Consider the following 21,547-nt stretch of genomic DNA (forward strand, 5'->3'; position numbering starts at 1 on the left):
AAATGACACAGTTTTTCAAATTTATTTGAAATAACGACTGTTTTAACTTGATGCTGAATTCAATTTTCTGTGGTTTCTTAGTGAATGAAGCTGCGATTTAAAAACACAGCACAATATCTGCCAGCTTATATATTGTTTTTTAATCAAACGGACATGGATTCTACCAAATCCGCCTTTAATTTCACCAATTGAGCATATATTCTACCAAATTGGGCAAGGATTCTACCGAATCGGCCAAATATTCTGCCGATTGAATATCTCCCCTGCTAAACAGACTCTTTTTCACCAGCCATTACCTCATCTGCACGCCACGCCATTTATTTGCCAATTAATCACCATCAGCCAGCTCTTCCTTGTTGGAATCCAGCACGTTTACCGCAATTTCAGTCCCGGCTTAATAAACCAAAAAAGGCCGCCATTAAGGCAGCCAGGCTAGGATACGGAAACAGGTGATTCGCAGCATGTAACTCTGTTTCTGCCTCCATTTTTTGATTGATATAAAGCAGTGTCTGCATTGTGAAGCAGCCGTTCGAGCGTCATTCCCGGTGCTGCTTCTGCCGCTCCAAAACTCGCGGTCAATGAAATCATTCCCGTTTCAGAAGGCAGAAAAACCTCTTCGATTCCGGCCCTGATTTTTTCTGCCTGATCAGCCGCTGATTCTAGATCGGCACCAGGAAGGCAGATGACAAATTCCTCTCCTCCGTAGCGTGCAAAAATTGAACCTCCTCCCAGCAGGCTTCCGCTGACCCGCGCTATATGCCGAAGCGCTTCATCGCCCTGCAGATGTCCATACTGATCATTGATATTCTTAAAATAATCGATATCAAACAAAATGACTGACATGGTTCCCCCGGCAGCTTCCGCTTCCTTAAGAAGCCTGCCGCTCTGCTCAATGAAATAGGTCCGGTTATAAATGCCTGTCAGCCCATCTTTAAAAGCAAGCTCCTCCAGTTTCTGCCTTAGCTGTACTTCCTGGGTGATATTGCTGAGGATCACCGTAGTACCGGCCAATTCGCCGCTGCTTTTTTTTATCGGGAAAGAATGGATCTGGATATAAGTTTCTGCCTCGCTCTCAAACTTATGGATGCCGGAATAGCTGCCGCCATCAGCCCCGGTCCCTGAATATGCTGCAGCCGGCTGGAGAACTACCTTCATCTTTTCACCGATTGAGCTGGAATCAAGCCCTGGCAGCATTTCCTCTGCAGCCGGGTTAAAGTCCACAAGTCCATCATCCTGGGCAAAAACGAGAACCCCATCTCTCATGCTTTCAAAGACCCGTTCCTTTGCGATCGGTGCGGCTGTCAGCCTGTCCATAAAAAAGGCGCGCAAATATAAAAAGGATGTCAGGCACATCACCATCGGAACAGGATCCATGCCGTAAGGGGAATATCCCATTAAATAAAGGAAAGAGGCTGTCATGGGGATCGTCAGTCCCGCGAACATGGTCATCAGCTGCCTTCTGTAGGCGAATCCTGCCCTCTTCCAATACCATACAACCATGCAAGCCCCTGCAAAAAGGCTGCCGAAGGTAAAGCTGCCATGAATCACATACCAAAAGCCAACATCCATATCTACAAGCAGATATGACCCCTCCCGGTGCAGATGATATCCGGTGTAAAAAAGGCCATGCCAATCATTTGTCAGCACCATAACCATGCTGATGAAAGGAATGGTGTATAAAAGAATAAGATTGAAGGTGGTCAAATATCTGTCCAAACCTGTGAATCTCATGATCATGACTAATGTGATAGGGGAAATAAAGGGCAGGCCCGCATATTGAAAGGCAATCCAGAACTTGATTTCTGCCAGCGAATCAGCTGTCAGTTCAAAAGCATGCCCGAATATGTAGATGGCCGAGGTAACCGCTATCCAGACAAAGGTTTTGCCGGCTGAAAAGGTCTTTCTTTTAGCAAAGGCATACATGCCCAAAATGCTTGTCAGGACTCCGGATACAGAGATCAGAACCATATAGCTGAAAATATCTGAGTTCATTATATTCACCAGGTTAATTTTTTGCTTTAATGGTACCATAACCCGGATAGAAAAAGAATATAAACCGGAAAGATGGAATTTTGTTTAGTTGTAATCAGAAAAAACCTGCCTGGACTTTTGTCCGGCAGGCCGTTATGTAGCGGCAGCCTTCATCCAAGGCTGCCATAGTGCTTATTGAGGCTCAAAAGTTTTACAGTCGGTTTCTTCATTGGTGCTCGCTTTCTTTCCGGTGATCGCCCCGACAAAAATCTCATCCGCCCCGCATTTCCTGCCGTTGCGGTTAAACTTGCAATTGACTACTTCACATAATACATCCTGTGCCACTCTAACCACCTCCTGTGAGATTTGTAAAGTGAGACTAGTGTTTCTGATTAAGTAGCACTTAATAGTCTATTCCCGTATAGAGGCATTTTAAACGCTTTTAAACGGAACCCGCGGGGCTGCCGGTCACCTGATTCAGTATGCCGCTACTCTATAAGCCCTTCATTTTTCAGGAATTCCCTGGCTGTATCTTCAGCACTCATTCCATCAACATTGACTTTATAGTTCATTTCCCGCATCTGGTCGTCTGTGATTTTTCCTGCCAGCTTGTTCAAAGCATCCGCGATTTCCGGATGATCATCAAGCGTCTCTTTCTTTAAAAGGGGAGCCCCCTGATAAGGCGGGAACAGATTTTTATCATCTTCAAGCACCTTCAGATTGTAGGCTTCCAGCTCACTGTCCGTCGAATAGGCATCCACCATATTGATATCGCCGGTTTCAACGGCACTATAGCGAAGCTTAGGCTCCATTGTTTTCACATTAGGAAACTCTATGCCATACAGCTTTTGAATACCCCGGTAGCCATCTTCCCTGTCGGAAAACTCCAGCGTAAAGCCCGGGTTGATATTCTGCTGAACCGCTTTTACATCTGAGATCGTTTCAAGTCCATATTGTGCAGCCAGCTCTTCCGGCACAGCCAGTGCATATGTATTGTTATAGTCCATCGGCTCCAGCATCTCCAGTTCAAACTCTTCTGACATGCCGTCCCTTGCCTGCTCATATACTTCCTGCCGGTCTGTGCTCACTGCCGTTTCTTTTAAGAATTCCGAAATGGCTGTTCCTGTGAACTCAGGGTAGATATCAATATCACCTGAACGGAGTGCATTGAACACAAAAGAAGTCTTGCCAAGCCCTGGCTGCAATTCAACGCTCATATCCGTTTCCTCTTCAATGAGGAGTTTGTACATATTGATCAGGATCTCCGGTTCAGAGCCAAGCTTTCCGGCAATCACGAGATCTTTTTCTCCCTTGCCTGAAACAAACGGCAGAACCATGATGACAATGGCTGCAAGGGCAATCGCCCCGAGCGGGATCAGTGATTTTTTGAATGAAATCTTTTCGAACCTTTTCAGCAGCAGGTCAAATAATATGGCCAGCAGCGCTGCCGGGATTGCTCCCAGTACAATGAGGGATGTATTGTTCCGGTCAATCCCGAGAAGGATGATATCTCCAAGGCCTCCTGCACCGATCAAAGCTGCAAGCGTTGCTGTCCCGACGATCAGGACCATTGCCGTCCTGATCCCTGCCATGATCACTGGCATGGATAGAGGCAATTCTACTTTAATAAGCCGTTTCCAGCTGTTCATCCCCATGGCCCTTGCCGCTTCAATAAGCGAAGGCTCCACTTCTTTTATGCCTGTGTACGTATTCCTCAGGATCGGCAGAAGTGCATAGACGATCAGCGCGATGCTTGCAGGCACTTTCCCGATCCCGAACAGCGGGATAAGGAGCCCTAGCAAGGCGAGGGAAGGAATGGTCTGCAGCACCGCTGTAACGCCGATGACTGCCTCAGCTGCTCTTTTATGCCGCGTCAGATAAATTCCGAGCGGGATTGAAATCAGGACAGCGAAGAAAAGCGCAATGAATGAGATTTGTATATGTTCAATGAGTGCACTGAAAAGCTCTGATTGCCTCTCTTTAAAAACACCGGCCAAATCATTCAATTAGAGCCCCCCTTTCTCCTAAGCTTCCCGCCACATGCCTGATGGCTTCCCTGCGGCTGATTGAACCGACGATGGTCCCGTCTTTTTCAACAGGTATCTCTTCCCTGTCAGTCAGCAGTTCCAGCACTTCCTTTAAACTGGCCGAAGCTGCGACCGCTTCAGCAGACACACTTTCGGCATATCCGGCTTTCATCATTTTTTCAGCTGTAATCTCGCGGCCGGCTCCAGCCTGCGCACCGACAAATTCACGCACAAATTCATCTGCCGGATTTGCAATGATTTCCTCAGGCGCAGCCAGCTGCACAATCTTCCCTTCCTTCATGACGCAAATTCTGTCTCCCAGTTTAAGAGCTTCCTGCATATCATGCGTCACAAACACGATCGTCTTCTTAATATTGCGCTGCAGATCCAGAAGATCATCCTGCAGCTTTTCCCTGCTTAAAGGGTCAAGTGCACTGAAAGGCTCGTCCATCAGAATGATTTCAGGGTCGGCTGCGAGGGCACGGATAACACCGATCCGCTGCTGCTGCCCGCCGGAAAGCTCGCTCGGCTTCCTCGTCAAATATACATCCGGCTCCAGCCCGACCATAGTCAGCAGCTCTGCCGCCCGCTTGCGGATCTTTTCCCGCTCCCATTTTTTCAATTCCGGGACTATAGCGATATTTTCTTCGATCGTCATATGCGGAAAGAGCGCGATTGACTGCAGCACATAGCCGATGCTCCATCGTAATTCATGGATATCATACTCACTGATCCTTTTCCCCTCTATCCTGATCGTTCCCTTCGTGAGATCGATCAGCCGGTTGATCATCTTGAGCGTCGTTGTCTTCCCGCACCCGCTTGGCCCGATCAGCACGAAGAATTCCCCTTTCTTTATCGTAAAATCCAGGGACTCTACCGCCTTCGTTCCGCCGGGGTACTCTTTTGTCACACCCTCAAACTCTATCATGGCTTCTCTCCTTTTCATCGTCCTGTTTACTCTTTATGTATAAACACCATTTTTATTATTGCCTTTTTTGAAATGTCTGCGGCTCCTGCACCTAGGAAAATTTAACCACCTCACTCCATTAACTCTATTACCTACCCTGTTGCCCATTTTTCCAAACATAGCATTTTTCACTGCCAGCTTCAATTCTCAGTTCTCTTACAAAAAGTAAAAAAGCCGGGAGCAGTCTCCCGGCACTTATTTGTTTATTTGTTATAATACTCGCCAAGGTATTCTGATACCTGTTCCGGTGTCTTCGCATTTGCGCTGTGAAGATGCCCGAGCTTTTCATCGTTCTTGAATACCAGCAGACTCGGAATGCCCATCACATTATATTCAGCAGCCAAATCAGGCAGTTCGTCTTTGTTCAGCTCATATAAAGGAAACTCCTGAAATTCCTCCAGCACGCTCGGCATGAACATATCCATCCGTTTGCAGTCCGGGCACCAGTCCGCAAAAAACTTTACAGTCACTGTTTCCCCGCTGCCGATTATTTCCCTGAATTCTTTTTCTGTTTTGATCATATTAGCCATTCTCATCAACCTCCTGCCCTCATTATATACAAAACGTTTCTGCTTATCCTCAAACTTGCTTCCCTTCGAAAATAGGGTATTTCCGTGTTACACTTAAGCATAAAAGAACACAAGTGAGGAGCATGTAACGATGAAAACTTTATGCTTGCTGGGAAGCACCCGCAAAAATGGCAACTCAGAATATTTGGCAGGAAAAATTCTTGAAGGAACAGACCATACTGTTGTTCACCTGGCTGATAAGCATATTGAAGCCATCCACGACCAGCGCCATGCTGAAGGCGGCTTTGATCCGGTCCACGATGACTATGACGAATTGATTGAGCTGATTTTCAGCCATGATGTCATCCTGTTTGCTACTCCCCTGTACTGGTATGGTATGAGCGGCCCAATGAAGAATTTTTTTGACAGATGGTCACAGTATCTTCGCGACGAGCGCTTTAATTTAAAAGAAGAGCTTGCCAGAAAAAAAGCTTATGTAGCCGTAACAGGCGGCACAAGCTCAAAAATCAAGGGACTGCCGCTCATCCAGCAATTTGAATACATATTTGAATTTGTCGGCATGGAATTCGCAGACTATATCATCGGCGCAGGCGTCAAGCCCGGCGAGGTGAAGGAAGACCAGATTGCGCTGGCTAAAGCAGAGGCTTGGAATAAAGGATTGCGCTCATAATAGAAAAGGACCTGCTGGGAGGGCAGGTCCTTTTCTCCTAAGATTTCTTCACTGACTTATTAATATTCTCGATTTTGCCTTCAATGAAAGAAACGAATCTATCATCCTTCTGCGCTTTAAAAATGCTAATTGTTATATCATAGTGCTCAATCGCCTGATTGTATTCTTTTAAGCCTTCATAGCTTATGCTCAGATAATAATAGAGCTCCCCTAAATAGTCCAGCAGATTCGCCTTCACGCACCAGTTAATGCCTTTATAGCAGCACTCTATTGCCTCTTTATATTGTTGAAGGGCCCATAAGCTTCTTGCTTGATTATACAGTACTTTAGTTTTCAAATCCTTATTTTGCAGCTGCGGCAGCTCTTTAATAACCTGAGACGCTTTTTTCAGCAAATCATAGCACTGCTGGAATTCTTTTATATCATAGTGGAAAATGCCCATGCTGATATAAATCTCGAGCTCGGATTCCGTCCAGATCGAAGCATTTTTATGGGTAAGATCAATCGCTTCCTGCAATATTGAAATACTTCTCTCAAAATCTTTTTCCAAGTAAAAGGTGTAGATTCCTTTATTCCAGAGAAGCACCTGATGGTATTCGGGATTTTCCAGAATTCTAGGATTCTTTTCCTCGACTTTAACAATATCCCTTACCTGGTCATACTCCAGCTTTTTCCGGGCATTATACAGCTGTGTCATTACTTCTTCAACATACTCATTGCTGGCAATGCCGTTCATCCCGAAAAAATAGGAAATATCCACTCCAAGCCTCCGGGCGATAAGATAAAGAGTGGAAGAAAGCGGGATGATATCCCCCCGCTCAATCTTGCTGATCTGCGCCTGTGTGCAGATGCCTTCAGACAGTTCACTCTGCTTAAGCCCTCTTGAAACTCTTAAATCTTTAATTTTTTTCCCAAGATTGCTTCCAAAAATATTCAAACTATCACGTCCTGGATTATCTTTTATTGTAGAATAGCAATAAATCCAGCAAAATAGAAATGATTTATCCGCGGTCAGCTCATATTAAAATGGCTTCATTACCATTAGAACAATCAAAACAACTGCTGCTAAGTGTGTATATAAGGTGAATGGCTGCTGTTCTTTGTTTATGCGGTGGTAAGAGTCAGGCAGTGATTCGTCCTTGCCTTCATGATTAGCAAGAAGCTCCTGCTGTGCTTTGACTTTCTTCGGCAGTACTGCTGCTACAATCGGCTGAACAGATATAAAGATTATGATGGAAATGATATACCAGACCTGTTTGAATAAAGCAGGATTCAAAGCTCCAAAAATCAAACCGGTGATCAATAGTATAATACTCCCGTATTTTGCGAGCTTCTCTACTCTCTCATTGATTGAAATACAAAGCCTAGCCTGTGAAACCGTTTTTGGAGCCTTTGAAATGATGGGCTGCGCAAAAGCAGCGCCAAGGCCGCACACTGCGGCAATGATATGCACTGTAAGCAGGATGGAATAAAAAGTCAAAGATAAGTTCCCCTTTCAAACAAAATTTTTTATATCTCTCTTGTATAATAATACAGATTTGTTAAAATATGAGCATTTCTTACCAATTTAATGGATAATTTTCTCTATTTTATTGAGTCATATACATGAACGACCATTATCTTGAGGGCGTTTATAAGGAAATTGGCATGTGTTTTCTTATGCGAAGAAGGTATATATGGAGGTTTTTTAAGCAAATAAAAAAGCCTGAATCTTCCATCAGGAAAATCCAGGCTTCGTAATTTAAGATTTAATCCACCAAAGTATGTATGGTGGAGACGGTGGGAGTCGAACCCACGTCCAGAAACATCGCCACTTAAGCTTCTACGAGTGTAGTCAGCATATTTGCGTTTCGCTGCATCTTATGCCTGCTGACAGGCGTCCGTGCAGCTAGTCTGGTTGTTCTCTTCCTTCATCCTCAGACGGTGGAATCCGGCGTAGTCCACTTAGAGTGAGTCCCTTACCCTACCACATGGACGATGGAGGGAGGAACCGCTTAGCGCTATTAGGCAGCTAGAGCGAAGTTGTTTTGTTGTTTGCCAGTTATAGGCTTTGACGTTTTAACGAGGCCGATCCCCTCGACTCGCAACCTAAGCTCGAACTATCCCTGTCGAATCCGTAACGTCCCCATATTGGGCAATGTGCATAACGCATCATTTCCGCTGAGAGCCGGTGCGAATCTTATTCTGCCACTCGGTTTGACGCCAGGAGCGCTCGAAATAGAAGAGCGTAAGTCAGATAGCATCGCTGCTACAATACTTATTATATCATATACAGCACGGATATCAATTGTTAAGTCTTGGATTTACATTTTCTGCCGTTCGCGGAATGCCCGCTCAATATCCCGGCCTGCTTCTTTCTTTTTCAAGGTTTCGCGTTTATCATAATTCTTTTTACCCTTGGCCAGGCCGATCAAAACTTTCGCAAAACCATTTTTCAAATACATTTTCAGCGGTACGATAGAATAGCCGGCTTCCTTTGTTTCGCCGATCAGCTTGCTGATTTCTTTATTATGAAGCAGCAGTTTCCTGGTTCTGAGCGGATCATGGTTGTACCGGTTTCCCTGCTCATAAGGGCTGACATGCATGTTGATCAGGAATACCTCCCCGCTGATGATCCTTGCATAAGAATCCTTCAGCTGCACCCTTCCTGCCCGGATAGCCTTAATCTCTGTACCTTGCAGGACGATTCCCGCTTCATAGGTGTCTTCTATAAAATAATCGTGATACGCTTTTTTATTTTGGGCGATAACCTTGCCCGTTCCCTTTGGCATATGAATTTCCCCCTCAATCTCTTACACTGATTTTAACAAAAATCTCTCCCAGCAACAATCATGACTCTATATCGGAAAGGAGAGCCACTTGGATGGCTCTCCGGGTTCCAGCTTTTTAGCGTTTCTTTTTCTTACGCTTGGCTTTTGGCGCATTTTCAAAGTGCTTTTTCTCTTTCCGGGCAGGTCCGCCGCTTTTGCCTTTCGAGCTGCCGCTGCGTCCTTTTGGGCCTTCGCCGGCTTTGCCTCTGCGCGGCTTCTTTTCTGTGCTGCCCGTCTTGAACACTCGCGGCGCATCCCGGTCATCACGCTTCCGGGGGCCTTTCATGCCGACGATTTCAAAATCTATGGAGCGCTCATCTTTGTTGACATTAATGACGCGTACTGTAATTTCGTCGCCAATCCGGAACACATTGCCGGTTTTCTCGCCGATCATCGCGAAATGGCGTTCATCATAACGGTAATAATCGTCCGTCATATAGCTGACATGGATCAGACCTTCAATCGTGTTCGGCAATTCGACGAACATGCCGAAGTTTGTAACTGAGCTGATGATGCCATCATATTCTTCGCCAATTTTATCAGCCATATATTCTGCTTTCTTCAGCTCATCTGTTTCCCTTTCAGCTTCGACCGCGCGGCGCTCCATATTGGAGGAATGCTCGGCAATATCAGGAAGCCTTGAATTCATCCGCTCTCTTGTTGCCTGGCTTAAATCGCCTTCAATCAGATAGGTGCGGATGAGCCTGTGGACAACCAAGTCCGGATACCGGCGGATCGGTGATGTGAAATGAGTATAGAACTCAGTCGACAGCCCAAAGTGGCCGAGGCTCTCAGGATCATATTTCGCCTGCTGCATCGAACGCAGCATGACGGTCGAAATTACCATTTCCTCAGGTGTACCCTGCACCTCTTCAATGATTTCCTGGAGGGCGCGCGGATGCACAGAGTTTGCCGTGCCTTTTACAATGTAACCGAAGTTTGTAATAAACTCGAAGAATCTTCTCAGCTTATCTTCCTTCGGATCTTCGTGAATACGGTAGATGAACGGCACATCCATCCAATGGAAATGCTCGGCGACCGTTTCATTGGCTGCAAGCATGAATTCCTCGATGAGGCGCTCTGCCACGGAACGTTCGCGGAGTACGACATCACTTGGCTTTCCTTCTTCATCAACAAGAACCTTTGACTCTTTAAAATCAAAGTCGATGGCGCCGCGGCCCATCCGTTTCTTGCGGAGCACCGCTGCCAGTTCCTCCATAAGCTGAAACATCGGGACAAGCGGCTCATAGCGCTTCATCAGCTCTTCGTCTTTATCGGTCAAAATCTTGTTAACGTCATGATAAGTCATACGCTCTGTTGTTTTAATGACACTCTGGAAAATTTCATGATTAACCACTTCACCGGAGCTGTCCATTTCCATTTCACAGGAAAGGGTCAGGCGGTCAACCTGCGGATTAAGGGAACAGATGCCATTGGATAATCTGTGCGGGATCATCGGGATGACCCGGTCCACCAAGTAAACACTTGTCGCCCGTTCTTCCGCTTCCTGATCGATCGGTGTATTCTCGCGCACATAATACGTCACATCGGCAATATGTACTCCGAGCTTATAGTTTCCGTTTTCAAGCTTTGTAACAGTTACCGCATCATCCAGGTCCTTCGCATCAGCGCCGTCAATCGTGACGATTGTCTGGTCGCGGAGATCGCGCCGGTTCTTGATTTCACTTTCATCAATGCTGTCAGGTGTATCATTCGCCTGCTCCAGCACTTCTTTCGGGAATTCCATCGGCAGCCCATGTTTGTGGATGACAGACAGGATATCCACGCCTGGATCATTTTTATGGCCAAGGATCTCAAGGACTTCCCCTTCAGCACTCTTGCGCCCCTCCGGATACGTCGTCAGCTTGACAACGACCTTATGTCCTTCTATTGCCCCTTTAGAAGCTGATTTCGGGATAAAAATATCGCTGGTGAACTTTTTGTCGTCCGGTAGCACAAAGCCGAAATTTTTACTTTCAACATATGTCCCGACAATCTGCTGGACACCTCGTTCGAGAATGCGCACGACCGTCCCTTCACGCCTCTGGCCGGAAGATTCAGAAGAAACCCTTGCAAGGACAATATCGCCATGCATAGCATTATTCGTCTCATTCGGCGGTATAAAGATATCATCAAGGCCGGGCTCTTCAGGAATGACAAAAGCAAAGCCTTTTGCATGGCCGGACAGCTTACCTTTGATCAGATTCATCCTGTCCGGCAGGCCGTAGCGGTTGCTCCGTGTCCGGACAACAAGCCCTTTCTGCTCCATGACCACAAGGGCCTTCACAAAGTCTTTAAAATCGGAAGAATCCTCGATTCCGAATGCCTCTTCCATCTCCTGGACGGTCAGTGGCTTATATGCTTCATCTTTCATAAAGTGGAGAAGCTTATCCACGATTTGCTTAATATTATTTTCCATCTATGCTATCCCTCCTAAATAAAGGATTTAAACAGTCCAATCCAGCGATTCCAGGAACTGATATACATCCTCATGCAGCTGATCCTTTTCCTTGTCCAATGTGATGACGTGGCCGGACTCTTCATACCATTTCAGCTTTTTATTATCATTCTCCACTTCGCTGAAGATGATGTTCGCGCTGTCGGTATTGATCATGGCATCATGACGGGCCTGAGCCACAAAGGTTGGGGAATAGATCATATCCACATGATTCCTCACATCGGCGATCAGCTCCTGCAGCGTTTTAAGTGTCTCCATCGGAGTTTTCCTGAATTCAGCCATTTCCTGTTCAATCTGCTCAGGGGATTTGCCTTCAAGCCTCTTATACTCGCTGGCATAGTGAAGGATGCCCTGATACATGACTTCCTCGCTCTTAATATACATTGGTGCACACATTGGAACGATACCCTTTATAGGAACAGTGTAACCTAATTTCAAGGAAAATACCCCGCCAAGCGAAAGCCCGGCAACTGCAATCTCTTCATAGCCCTGTCCCTTCAGCAGCTCATAGCCTTCCATAACATCCTTCCACCAGTCCTCAGGCCCGGTATGGACCAGCTCTTCAGGCGGCACCCCGTGTCCCTTATACTGTGGCGCATGGCAGGTATACCCCTTGGTCTGCAAAAACCGTCCAAGCATCCTGACATCCGCAGTATTGCCTGTAAAGCCGTGCAAAAGCAGGACAGCCCTTTTTCCGCCTTCAAAGGTAAATGGTTTCGGTGCAACAATCTTCATTTTGAAAACTCCTTTTGCTATGTAAATGATTTCTTTGATAAGTTCAGCTTCCTTATTTTTAGCAAAGCCGCGCCCAACAATCCACTAAAACGGCTTATCGGCAGCTGCAGGAAAAATATTCCGTTTAGCGGCAAATAAAAAACCTGACCTTCTGGGCCAGGCAGCAGCTTTATTATTTTACAAAATAAGCGACAGCAATTGTTAAAACAAAAAACAGTACAGATAACACAATCGTCACACGGTGGAGTATAAGATCAAGCCCGCGCGCCTTTTGCTTGCCGAAAAGCTGCTCGGCACCTCCTGAAATCGCGCCGGAAAGACCCGCACTTTTTCCTGATTGAAGAAGTACAACAACTATAAGAGCAACTGAAACAATAATCAACAGCGTAATTAATAATGTGTACATGAAGTCCACCTCCTGAAACGTACAATCACATTATTCTTAATTTATCATATTTTGGCGGATTGGACAATAGCAATGTTGGTTTGCGGAAGATTGAGCGGGTGTTATTTGAGAAGGGAAAAGACGGTGCCGGATGAATTGGAGCACGTGGAGGAAGGAGCATTGGGTGTGGGGGATTTAGTTAGCAGCTCAAGAAGGAGGACAGGACATGGGGGACGAAATAATTAAATAATACATTTATAAGGAGGAAGATATGATTGTTAAAGAATTAACAGTACCAGAGAGGATTTTAGCCCTGGAAGCTCTGCTGCGCCGGCTGGAGGAAGGGAGTCCTGACTGGCACCGTGTTAAGGAAGATCTTGCGAAACGCTGGGCGGGCTACTATGGTGAATTGTCTTTGGATTATTATTTGCAGATGCTGCCGGAAAAAGAGTATCTGGTACTGCATGATCTGCGGCTCGGCCTGTCCGGGAGCTTTTTTCAAATTGATCTACTTGTCTTGCATGCTCATTTTGCATTAATCCTGGAGGTTAAAAACATACTTGGCACCCTTGTATTCGATAAGCAATTTAGCCAGATGATCCGCACCCAGGATGAAAAAGAAGAAGGCTTCCCCGATCCGATCGCTCAGGCAGAACATCATAAAAAACAGCTGGCCCGCTGGTTTGCGGAACGCAGCATCCCTCTCCCCGTCGAAGCCCTCGTTGTTATCAGCAAACCATCCACTGTCCTAAAAGCGAACTCCCCAGCCATCAGCAGAACGGTCATCCACAGCCATCGCCTCCTTGGGAAGATAGAAGACTCGAGCGGCCGCTATCCACAAGCGCTCCTGGATGCGAGAGAGCTGAGAAAAACCTCTAGATTGTTGATCAAACACCATACACCTGAAAAAATTGATATTTTGTCCAGGATGAGAGTCAGCCCGGAGAATGTGAGGATGGGTGTCCATTGCGGCGGCTGCGGCCATATTCCGGTTATAAGGGTATATGGTACGTGGCTTTGCCCGAAATGCGGGTTGAAGGACAAGTCAGCGCATATCGCAGCTTTGAAGGACTACTTCCTTTTGTTTGGGAAGGAGATTACGAATGGGAGATTTCGGGAGTTTGCGGGGGTGGAATCCGTCCATACAGCTTCAAATATACTAGCAAGCTCAAATTTAGTGGTCTCAGGCAGAGGAAAAGGGCGCAAATACAGCGCACCAGCAGATTGATGGAATGGGTAAAAAGCGTTTATTAGCAACTTTTTCCGTATATTAGCAACTTTTCAAATTTATTAGCAACTTTTTTGTTTTATTAGCAACTTTCAGGATATATTAGCAACTTTTGGATTTTATTAGCAACTAGCCCTGAGCGCGGCCACTAAACTCCAATCAGGTACCATGCATCAGCTCGAAAAACCAAAACCCAAAAAAACACCAGCCCCAAAAGGCTGGTGTCTCCCCCAAAAAAGAATTACTTCTTCAGGTTATAAAAAGATTTCAGTCCATCATATACAGCCAGATCGCCAAGCTCGTCTTCGATGCGAAGAAGCTGGTTGTATTTCGCGATGCGGTCAGTACGGCTCATAGAACCAGTTTTGATTTGGCCTGCGTTTGTTGCAACAGCGATGTCAGCGATTGTGGCATCTTCTGTTTCACCTGAACGGTGGGATACAACTGCAGTGTAGCCTGCGCGCTTAGCCATTTCGATTGCTTCGAAGGTTTCAGTCAGTGTACCGATCTGGTTCACTTTGATCAGGATGGAGTTGCCAACGCCCTGCTCGATACCTTGTGCAAGCTTCTTAGTGTTTGTTACGAAAAGGTCATCTCCGACAAGCTGAACTTTTCCGCCGATGCGGTCAGTCAGAAGCTTGTGGCCTTCCCAGTCGTTTTCATCCAGTCCGTCTTCGATTGAAAGGATTGGGAATTCGTTTACCAGCTCTTCGTAGAAGTTAACCATATCTTCTGAAGATAAGCCAGTGCGGCCTTCGCCTGCAAGGTCGTATTTGCCTGTTTCTTTGTTGTAGAACTCAGAAGAAGCAACGTCCATGCCAAGAAGGATGTCTTTGCCTGGCTCATAGCCGGCACTCTTGATTGCTTCGATGATGACTTCAAGTGCTTCGCGGTTAGAACCAAGGTTTGGAGCGAATCCGCCTTCGTCGCCGACTGCTGTGTTAAGGCCTTTGCCTGAAAGAACTTTCTTAAGCGCGTGGAATACTTCAGCACCCATGCGGATCGCTTCCTTGAAAGTAGGAGCTCCTACAGGAAGGATCATGAATTCCTGGAAGTCAACGTTGTTGTCAGCATGTGATCCGCCGTTGATGATGTTCATCATTGGAGTTGGAAGCTGCTTCGCGTTGAATCCGCCAAGGTAACGGTATAATGGCAGGCCTACAGATTCAGCTGCAGCGTGCGCACAAGCCATGGATACGCCAAGGATTGCGTTAGCGCCCAATTTGCCTTTGTTTTCAGTACCGTCAAGCTCGATCATTGTGCGGTCGATTCCGACCTGGTCAGTTACATCCATGCCGATGATCGCTTCTGAGATCAGGTTGTTTACGTTGTCCACTGCGTTTTGAACACCTTTTCCAAGGTAGCGGGACTTGTCGCCGTCGCGAAGCTCAACTGCTTCGTGCTCGCCTGTTGATGCTCCTGAAGGAACGATTGCTCTTCCGAAGAATCCTGATTCTGTTAATACTTCTACTTCAACTGTTGGGTTACCGCGGGAATCTAATACTTCGCGGGCATATACGTGCTGGATAAATGGCATAGTAAAATCTCTCCTTAAAATGGGATTATTTTTTTAAAATCGTTGTGCCGGTCATTTCTACCGGCTTGTCAACTCCGAGCAGGTCAAGCATGGTTGGGGCAAGATCAGCAAGGATTCCGTCCTCGCGCAGCTCATCCCCTTCTTTTGTTACGATGACAGGCACCGGATTAGTGGTGTGTGCTGTCATTGGATTGCCTTCAAGGGTGACAACTTCGTCTGCATTTCCGTGGTCAGCTGTGATGATGGCATGACCGCCTTTTTGAATGATCAGGTCAACAATGCGGCCAAGGCATTCATCCACAGTTTCGATTGCTTTCACTGTCGGCTCGAGCATTCCGGAGTGCCCGACCATATCAGGATTAGCAAAGTTCAGGATGATAGCATCAAAGTTATCTGCTTCTATTTCTTTCACGAGGGCATCGGTTACTTCATATGCACTCATTTCAGGCTGAAGATCATAGGTTGCCACTTTTGGCGAATTGATGAGGATCCGTTCTTCGCCTGGGAATTTCTCTTCACGCCCGCCGCTCATAAAGAATGTTACGTGCGGGTATTTCTCAGTTTCAGCGATGCGCAGCTGTTTAAGATTGTTCTGGGCCAAAACCTCGCCGACCGTGTTGTCCAGGTTGTTTGGCTTGAACGCTACATAGCCGTCAACGGTTTCGCTGAAGTGGGTGAAGCAGACAAAGTGCAGATTCTGCGGGTGCCCTGGGCCCCTGTCAAAGGATCTGAAATCTTTGTTTGTGAATGTATTGGAAATCTGGATCGCACGGTCAGGGCGGAAGTTGTAGAAAATGACAGAGTCATTGTCTTCAATGGTTGCCACCGGTTCTCCGTTTTCCCTTGTAATCACGGATGGAATGACGAACTCGTCAAAGATTCCGTTTTTGTAGTTGTCTTCGACAAGATCAAGCGGATCGGAATAAGATGGTCCATCTCCGTACACCATCGCACGGTAGGATTTCTCCACACGGTCCCAGCGCTTGTCGCGGTCCATGGAATAGTAGCGCCCTGAGATGGTCGCAAATTCGCCTACTCCATATTCCTTGATTTTTTCCTGTGCTTCTTTGATATATTTCTCGGCTGTTTTCGGACCGACGTCTCGGCCGTCAAGGAAACCGTGGATATATACCTTTTTTAGTCCCTCATCAGCTGCAAGCTTCAGCAGGGCGTACAGGTGGTGGATATGGCTGTGGACACCGCCGTCGGACAAAAGGCCAAACAGATGGAGAGCTTTATCGTTCTCCTTCGCATGGTTAATTGCGTCTAAAAAGGTTTGATTCTTTTCAAACTCGCCTTCACGGATGGCCACATTCACCCTTGTCAGGCTCTGGTAGACGATCCTTCCGGCACCGATATTCAGGTGTCCTACTTCCGAGTTCCCCATCTGCCCTTCAGGAAGGCCGACTGCTTCTCCGCTTGCCTGCAGGGTAGAGTGGGGATATTTGTTCCAATAACGCTCAAAGTTCGGTTTGTTCGCTTGAGCAACTGCGTTTCCCATCCGTTCACCGCGCAGGGCGAATCCGTCCAGGATAATCAGTGCTACTGGGGATTTACTCATTCTTGCCTGCCTCCAGTAATTGAAGGAATGAGTTCGGCTCAAGGCTCGCCCCTCCGACCAGTGCACCATCGATATCAGGCTGGGCCATGTATTCTTTGATGTTTTCCGGCTTAACGCTTCCGCCGTACTGGATGCGGACTGCCTCAGCTGCCGCAGTTGAGAACTCCTCGCCTACCACCTGGCGGATATGGGCGCAAACTTCGTTTGCATCCGCAGAAGTGGAAGATTTGCCTGTCCCGATTGCCCAGATAGGCTCATAAGCGATAACAGTCTGCTTCACCTGGTCTTCTGTCAGGCCGGCAAGGGCTTTTTTCACCTGGCTGCCGACGATTTCAGTTGTTTCGCCGTTTTCGCGCTGTTCGAGCGATTCGCCGACACAAACAATCGGTGTCAGGTTGTAGTTGAACGCAGCCAAAGTCTTTTTGTTAACAGCTTCGTCTGTTTCGTTGAACATTTCACGGCGCTCTGAGTGACCAAGCACTACATAAGATACACCAATGTCCTGAAGGGCTTTCGGGCTGATTTCGCCTGTGAAAGCACCGCTTTCTTCAAAGTGCATATTTTGGGCGCCGATTGCGACGTCATGGCCTTCTGCACTTTCAACAAGTCGCTCTAAGAATAAAGCTGGAGCACAAACGACTGTATCAACATCTTCCTTTGAAGGTACAAGGCCGTTGATTTCCTCTAAGAAGCTTTTCGCTTCAGGCAGGGTTTTATGCATTTTCCAGTTGCCTGCAATAATTGATTTACGCATTCCGGCACATCCTTTCAACTCTTTTGCTTATTTATCATTTAAAGCCGTTACACCAGGAAGCTCTTTTCCTTCGATGAATTCGAGGGAAGCGCCGCCGCCTGTTGAGATATGGCTCATTTTATCAGCAAGATCAAACTTTTCGACTGCAGCCGCAGAGTCTCCGCCGCCGATTACCGAATATGTATCCTGGGATTCAGCAAGGGCTTCGGCTACTGCTTTCGTTCCGCCTGCAAATGCATTCAGTTCAAACACACCCATAGGGCCGTTCCAGATGACAAGCTTGCTTGATTTGATGACATCCTGATAGATGGCACGTGTCTTCGGACCGATATCAAGCGCTTCCCAGTCTGAAGGGATTTCTTCAATGGAAACTTCTTTAATATTGGCATCCTCGGAGAAATCATCCGCAACAAGCACATCGACAGGCATATAGAATTTAACGCCTTTTTCCTCTGCCTTTTTCATGAACGAATCGGCAAGATCGATTTTGTCTTCTTCAAGAAGGGATTTCCCGATTTCATGGCCTTGTGCTTTAACGAACGTATAAGCAAGACCTCCGCCGATGATCAGATTATCTACCTTATCAAGCAGGTTTTCGATAACACCGATTTTGTCCTTTACCTTCGCTCCGCCGACAATTGCCGTAAACGGGCGCTCCGGATTGGACATCGCTTTTCCAAGAACGTCCAGTTCCTTTTCCATCAGCAGGCCGGAAACAGCCGGAAGATGGTGTGCAATGCCTTCAGTTGAAGCATGGGCACGGTGGGCAGCGCCGAATGCGTCATTTACATACACATCCGCAAGTTCTGCAAACGCCTTTGCCAGCTCAGGATCATTCTTTTCCTCACCAGGGTAGAAGCGGACGTTTTCAAGAAGGAGCACATCGCCCTCAGCCATTTCGGAAACCAACCCTTGTACAGCTTCACCGTAGGCTTCGTCTGCTTTCTTTACAACCTTGCCCAACAGCTCTGATAAGCGCTTGGCAACTGGTGTAAGGCGCAGTTCTTCTACTGCCTGGCCTTTTGGACGGCCAAGGTGGCTTGCAAGGATGACTTTAGCTCCCTGTTCAGTCAAGTACTGAATGGTAGGAAGAGCTGCTGTGATGCGAGTTTCGTCCGTAATAGAGCCATCTTTCATCGGCACGTTAAAGTCCACACGGCAAAAAACGCGTTTACCTTTTAAATCAATGTCTTTTACGCTTTTTTTGTTCACGGCAAAGGACCTCCCAGTTTCTGATAGTGTTCAAAAGAAAAGGGAGAGGGAATTGTTTCCCGCTCCCCTTTTCCCCATCATTATAGATGTTCGCTATTTTTTTATCCAATAAAACAGGGTTTTAAAGGAAAGCTTCGGTTCCCGGAGTTCATACAGGACCAAACAATAGCTTATTTATTGTTTTAAATCGTGCCTATTAAAGGCCTTGCTTTGCAATGTAGTCTACAAGGTCTACAACGCGGTTAGAGTAGCCTGATTCGTTGTCATACCAAGAGATTACTTTTACCATGCTGCCTTCCATAACCATTGTTGACAATGCATCAATAGTAGAAGAAGCAGGGCTTCCGTTGTAGTCGCTTGATACAAGCGGCTCTTCGCTGTAAGCAAGGATTCCTTTAAGGTCGCCTTCTGAAGCTGCTTTGAATGCTGCGTTGATTTCTTCAGCTGTTACGTCTTTGTCAAGCTCAGCAACAAGGTCAACAAGAGAAACGTTTGGAGTTGGAACACGCATAGCTCCGCCGTTCAGCTTGCCTTTCAGTTCAGGCAATACAAGGGAAACTGCTTTTGCAGCACCAGTTGTAGTTGGGATGATGTTTTCAGCAGCTGCACGCGCACGACGGTAGTCTTTGTGCGGAAGGTCAAGGATTTGCTGATCATTTGTGTATGAGTGAACAGTAGTCATCATACCGCGCTTGATGCCGAACTTGTCGTTCAATACTTTAGCGAATGGCGCTAAGCAGTTTGTTGTACAAGATGCATTTGAGATAACGTGGTGGCTTCCTGCATCATATTTGTCATGGTTAACACCCATAACGATTGTGATATCTTCGTCAGAAGCTGGAGCTGAGATGATAACCTTCTTCGCGCCTGCTTCTAAGTGTTTAGCTGCATCGTCGCGCTTTGTGAAGCGTCCAGTAGATTCTACTACTACTTCAACGCCAAGGTCTCCCCATCCAAGCTGAGCAGGATCGCGCTCTGCAAGAACCTTCACTCTTTGGCCGCCTACTACCAGGAAATCTCCGTCTACAGAAACTTCTTCGTTAAGTGTGCCGTGAACTGTGTCATATTTTAAAAGGTGTGCAAGCATGTTTGCATCTGTAAGGTCGTTTACCGCTACAACTTCTACTTCTGAGTTCTTAAGTGCTGCGCGGAATACGTTGCGCCCGATTCTTCCAAATCCATTAATACCAACTTTAACTGCCATGTTAATATTTCCTCCTTTAGATAGTAGGGATATTTGTTAGTTTTATATTAAAGGGGATTACCCTTTTAACAACTGTTTTGCTGCGCCTTCATCCGTGATCAGGATCGTTGAGGACGGCGCCTGTTTCATATAGGCCCTTATTGCCTTTGCCTTCGAAGACCCTCCGGCAACTGCAATAACATGTTCGATATCTGCCAGGTCTTTGAGCTGAAGCCCTATGGTCTGCACTTTATGGACCACTTCGCCCGCTTCATCGAAATAATAGCCGAATGCTTCTCCTACTGCTTTCCGCTCCTGAATCTTCAATAAGTCCTCCGGTGTCGTTTTACGGCGCTCCGCCATTGTTATAGCGTCTCCAATTCCATGTAAAACCATTCCAGCGGATTGTATCAGATTCAATACTTCATTAATAACGGGTTCCTTCATGATTGTCTCGTACATCGTCTTGCTTACCTGATCCGGGACATGAAGGAATTTGTGGCGGGAGGCTGTGTGCTCCGCCATCATGGCGCAGATGGTATTCGCCTGGTTTTTGACCTCCTCGCCGATGCCGCCCCGTGCAGGGACGAACAGCAATTCGTCGTCAAAGAGATTGGGCGTCAGCATCTCCGCCACGGCCGCCATGGTCGATCCGCCCGTTACAGCAACGGTATTCTTCCCTTTAAGCCTCTGTTTCATACTGGCCGCACAGGCCCTGCCAAGCTCGCTTTTCACCCATGGTGATTCATCGCTGTTGCCGGCAACCACAATCACCTGCCGGACGCCAAGGACTTCTTTCAGCCTTGCTTCCAGTATGTCTATACCCGTTATGTCTCTCATTATGCTTTCAAGTCTTTCCAGTAAATCCTTGCCTTCGGCTGTCAGGTTCATACCTGAACTTGCTACAGAGATAAGATTTTGATTCTTTAGGAAATCAACCTCGCTTCTAAGCACTCTTTCCGTTGATCCAAGGCTCACTGCCAGACTTCTTCGGCCCACCGGCTGCATAAAACCTATGTACTGAAGAATTTGGTAGCGTTTTTGCATAACAGTAAGTAAATCAGGCAATAATCTTTTTTGTATATCGATCAATGAGTCCATCGCATGCCCCTTTTTTAGAAGTATTCCACATAGGAACGTTCTAACGTGGTCAATTTCTGTCCCGCATAGACATATTATGTCCCGCTTGAACCAAAAAAAATCACCCCTGTTACAATTACATTCTAGCAGGAGTGATTTGCGAATTCAACTGATTAGAACCGGTTTTTTGCTGTAAGCGCTTCATATAGCGTAAATTGATCAATCCGCCCAAACTGGACCTCTTCCCCATCCAGTTCCACGACCGGAATCATAAGCCCGTACCGTTCAGTCAGATCATCGCTGGCGGTGATATCCACTTCCTCAAGCTCAAATTCATGCTCTGCTTGAAGATCCAGGATTAATTTTTTTGCATTATCGCACAAATGGCAGCCTTCTCTTGTATATAATCGCATCTGTCGATCTTTCACTATACTTCCTT

Annotated in this window: 20 protein-coding genes and 1 other RNA gene; 2 read left to right on the forward strand and 19 right to left on the reverse strand. The window is 46.7% G+C overall.

All coding sequences use genetic code 11. The features are described 5' to 3' along the window. Positions 1-432: 432 nt before the first annotated feature. The 5 genes from RBB45_RS15445 to RBB45_RS15465 form a co-directional block, all read right to left on the reverse strand. Positions 433-1,992, reverse strand: a complete 1,560-nt coding sequence (locus RBB45_RS15445; RefSeq protein WP_306009888.1) for a histidine kinase N-terminal 7TM domain-containing diguanylate cyclase — start codon at positions 1,990-1,992, stop codon at positions 433-435. Positions 1,993-2,163: 171 nt separating this feature from the next. Then, positions 2,164-2,316: a DUF1540 domain-containing protein gene (locus RBB45_RS15450; protein WP_009793092.1), complete on the reverse strand. Its 153-nt coding sequence runs from the start codon at positions 2,314-2,316 to the stop codon at positions 2,164-2,166. Positions 2,317-2,459: 143 nt separating this feature from the next. After that, positions 2,460-3,977 carry an osmoprotectant update ABC transporter permease/substrate-binding subunit OpuFB gene (gene opuFB, locus RBB45_RS15455; protein ID WP_101549508.1) on the reverse strand — a complete coding sequence of 506 codons (1,518 nt, stop codon included), beginning with the start codon at positions 3,975-3,977 and terminating at the stop codon, positions 2,460-2,462. Beyond that, on the reverse strand, positions 3,970-4,926 hold the full coding sequence (gene opuFA / locus RBB45_RS15460) for an osmoprotectant update ABC transporter ATP-binding subunit OpuFA (protein ID WP_306009889.1): 957 nt from the start codon (positions 4,924-4,926) through the stop codon (positions 3,970-3,972). Before opuFA ends, opuFB begins: the two co-directional genes overlap by 8 nt. A 242-nt stretch (positions 4,927-5,168) precedes the next feature. Further along, positions 5,169-5,495, reverse strand: coding sequence for a thioredoxin family protein (locus RBB45_RS15465; protein WP_306009890.1), 327 nt, complete (start codon positions 5,493-5,495; stop codon positions 5,169-5,171). A gap of 130 nt (positions 5,496-5,625) precedes the next feature. On the opposite strand from RBB45_RS15465, the gene RBB45_RS15470 reads away from it, so the two are divergent. Next, positions 5,626-6,165 carry a flavodoxin family protein gene (locus RBB45_RS15470; protein WP_306009891.1) on the forward strand — a complete coding sequence of 180 codons (540 nt, stop codon included), beginning with the start codon at positions 5,626-5,628 and terminating at the stop codon, positions 6,163-6,165. A 37-nt stretch (positions 6,166-6,202) separates the two neighbouring features. Here the strand turns inward: RBB45_RS15470 and RBB45_RS15475 are convergent, their stop codons facing one another. From RBB45_RS15475 to secG, 7 genes are all read right to left on the reverse strand, one after another. Beyond that, entirely contained in the window at positions 6,203-7,102 is a 900-nt protein-coding gene (locus RBB45_RS15475) for a helix-turn-helix domain-containing protein (protein ID WP_009793087.1), read from the reverse strand. 84 nt (positions 7,103-7,186) lie between these two features. Continuing rightward, positions 7,187-7,645 carry a DUF2269 domain-containing protein gene (locus RBB45_RS15480; protein ID WP_009793086.1) on the reverse strand — a complete coding sequence of 153 codons (459 nt, stop codon included), beginning with the start codon at positions 7,643-7,645 and terminating at the stop codon, positions 7,187-7,189. Between the two features lie 288 nt (positions 7,646-7,933). Then, positions 7,934-8,292, reverse strand: a transfer-messenger RNA (tmRNA) gene (ssrA, locus tag RBB45_RS15485). Between the two features lie 176 nt (positions 8,293-8,468). After that, a complete protein-coding gene (smpB, locus tag RBB45_RS15490) occupies positions 8,469-8,936 on the reverse strand; it encodes an SsrA-binding protein SmpB (RefSeq protein ID WP_009793084.1) in 468 nt (155 codons plus the stop codon). 115 nt (positions 8,937-9,051) lie between these two features. Then, a complete protein-coding gene (gene rnr, locus RBB45_RS15495) occupies positions 9,052-11,394 on the reverse strand; it encodes a ribonuclease R (RefSeq protein ID WP_148948926.1) in 2,343 nt (780 codons plus the stop codon). A 27-nt stretch (positions 11,395-11,421) separates the two neighbouring features. After that, the gene (locus RBB45_RS15500; protein WP_306009892.1) at positions 11,422-12,168 is read right to left on the reverse strand and encodes an alpha/beta hydrolase; all 747 of its coding nucleotides are present in this window, start codon (positions 12,166-12,168) and stop codon (positions 11,422-11,424) included. Positions 12,169-12,340: 172 nt separating this feature from the next. Further along, the gene (secG, locus tag RBB45_RS15505; RefSeq protein ID WP_009793081.1) at positions 12,341-12,574 is read right to left on the reverse strand and encodes a preprotein translocase subunit SecG; all 234 of its coding nucleotides are present in this window, start codon (positions 12,572-12,574) and stop codon (positions 12,341-12,343) included. Between the two features lie 250 nt (positions 12,575-12,824). On the opposite strand from secG, the gene RBB45_RS15510 reads away from it, so the two are divergent. Next, positions 12,825-13,781 (forward strand): nuclease-related domain-containing protein, encoded by a 957-nt coding sequence (locus tag RBB45_RS15510; RefSeq protein WP_306009893.1) that lies wholly within the window; start codon positions 12,825-12,827, stop codon positions 13,779-13,781. A 241-nt stretch (positions 13,782-14,022) separates the two neighbouring features. On the opposite strand, the gene eno is transcribed toward RBB45_RS15510, so the two are convergent. The 7 genes from eno to RBB45_RS15545 form a co-directional block, all read right to left on the reverse strand. After that, positions 14,023-15,318, reverse strand: a complete 1,296-nt coding sequence (eno, locus tag RBB45_RS15515; RefSeq protein ID WP_009793079.1) for a phosphopyruvate hydratase — start codon at positions 15,316-15,318, stop codon at positions 14,023-14,025. Between the two features lie 25 nt (positions 15,319-15,343). Continuing rightward, entirely contained in the window at positions 15,344-16,879 is a 1,536-nt protein-coding gene (gene gpmI, locus RBB45_RS15520; protein ID WP_129613363.1) for a 2,3-bisphosphoglycerate-independent phosphoglycerate mutase, read from the reverse strand. Next, positions 16,872-17,633 (reverse strand): triose-phosphate isomerase, encoded by a 762-nt coding sequence (tpiA, locus tag RBB45_RS15525; protein WP_009793077.1) that lies wholly within the window; start codon positions 17,631-17,633, stop codon positions 16,872-16,874. The genes gpmI and tpiA overlap by 8 nt, the downstream gene beginning before the upstream one ends. A 27-nt stretch (positions 17,634-17,660) precedes the next feature. Then, positions 17,661-18,845, reverse strand: a complete 1,185-nt coding sequence (locus RBB45_RS15530; RefSeq protein WP_306009894.1) for a phosphoglycerate kinase — start codon at positions 18,843-18,845, stop codon at positions 17,661-17,663. Positions 18,846-19,041: 196 nt separating this feature from the next. After that, on the reverse strand, positions 19,042-20,049 hold the full coding sequence (gene gap / locus RBB45_RS15535; RefSeq protein WP_094768528.1) for a type I glyceraldehyde-3-phosphate dehydrogenase: 1,008 nt from the start codon (positions 20,047-20,049) through the stop codon (positions 19,042-19,044). A gap of 57 nt (positions 20,050-20,106) precedes the next feature. Next, positions 20,107-21,129, reverse strand: coding sequence for a sugar-binding transcriptional regulator (locus RBB45_RS15540; RefSeq protein ID WP_009793074.1), 1,023 nt, complete (start codon positions 21,127-21,129; stop codon positions 20,107-20,109). A gap of 152 nt (positions 21,130-21,281) precedes the next feature. Continuing rightward, positions 21,282-21,536, reverse strand: coding sequence for a glutaredoxin family protein (locus RBB45_RS15545; RefSeq protein ID WP_371931600.1), 255 nt, complete (start codon positions 21,534-21,536; stop codon positions 21,282-21,284). Positions 21,537-21,547: the final 11 nt, after the last annotated feature.

The organism is Bacillus sp. MMSF_3328, assembly GCF_030733525.1.
GTDB classification, from domain to species: Bacteria; Bacillota; Bacilli; order Bacillales; family Cytobacillaceae; genus Bacillus_AB; species Bacillus_AB infantis.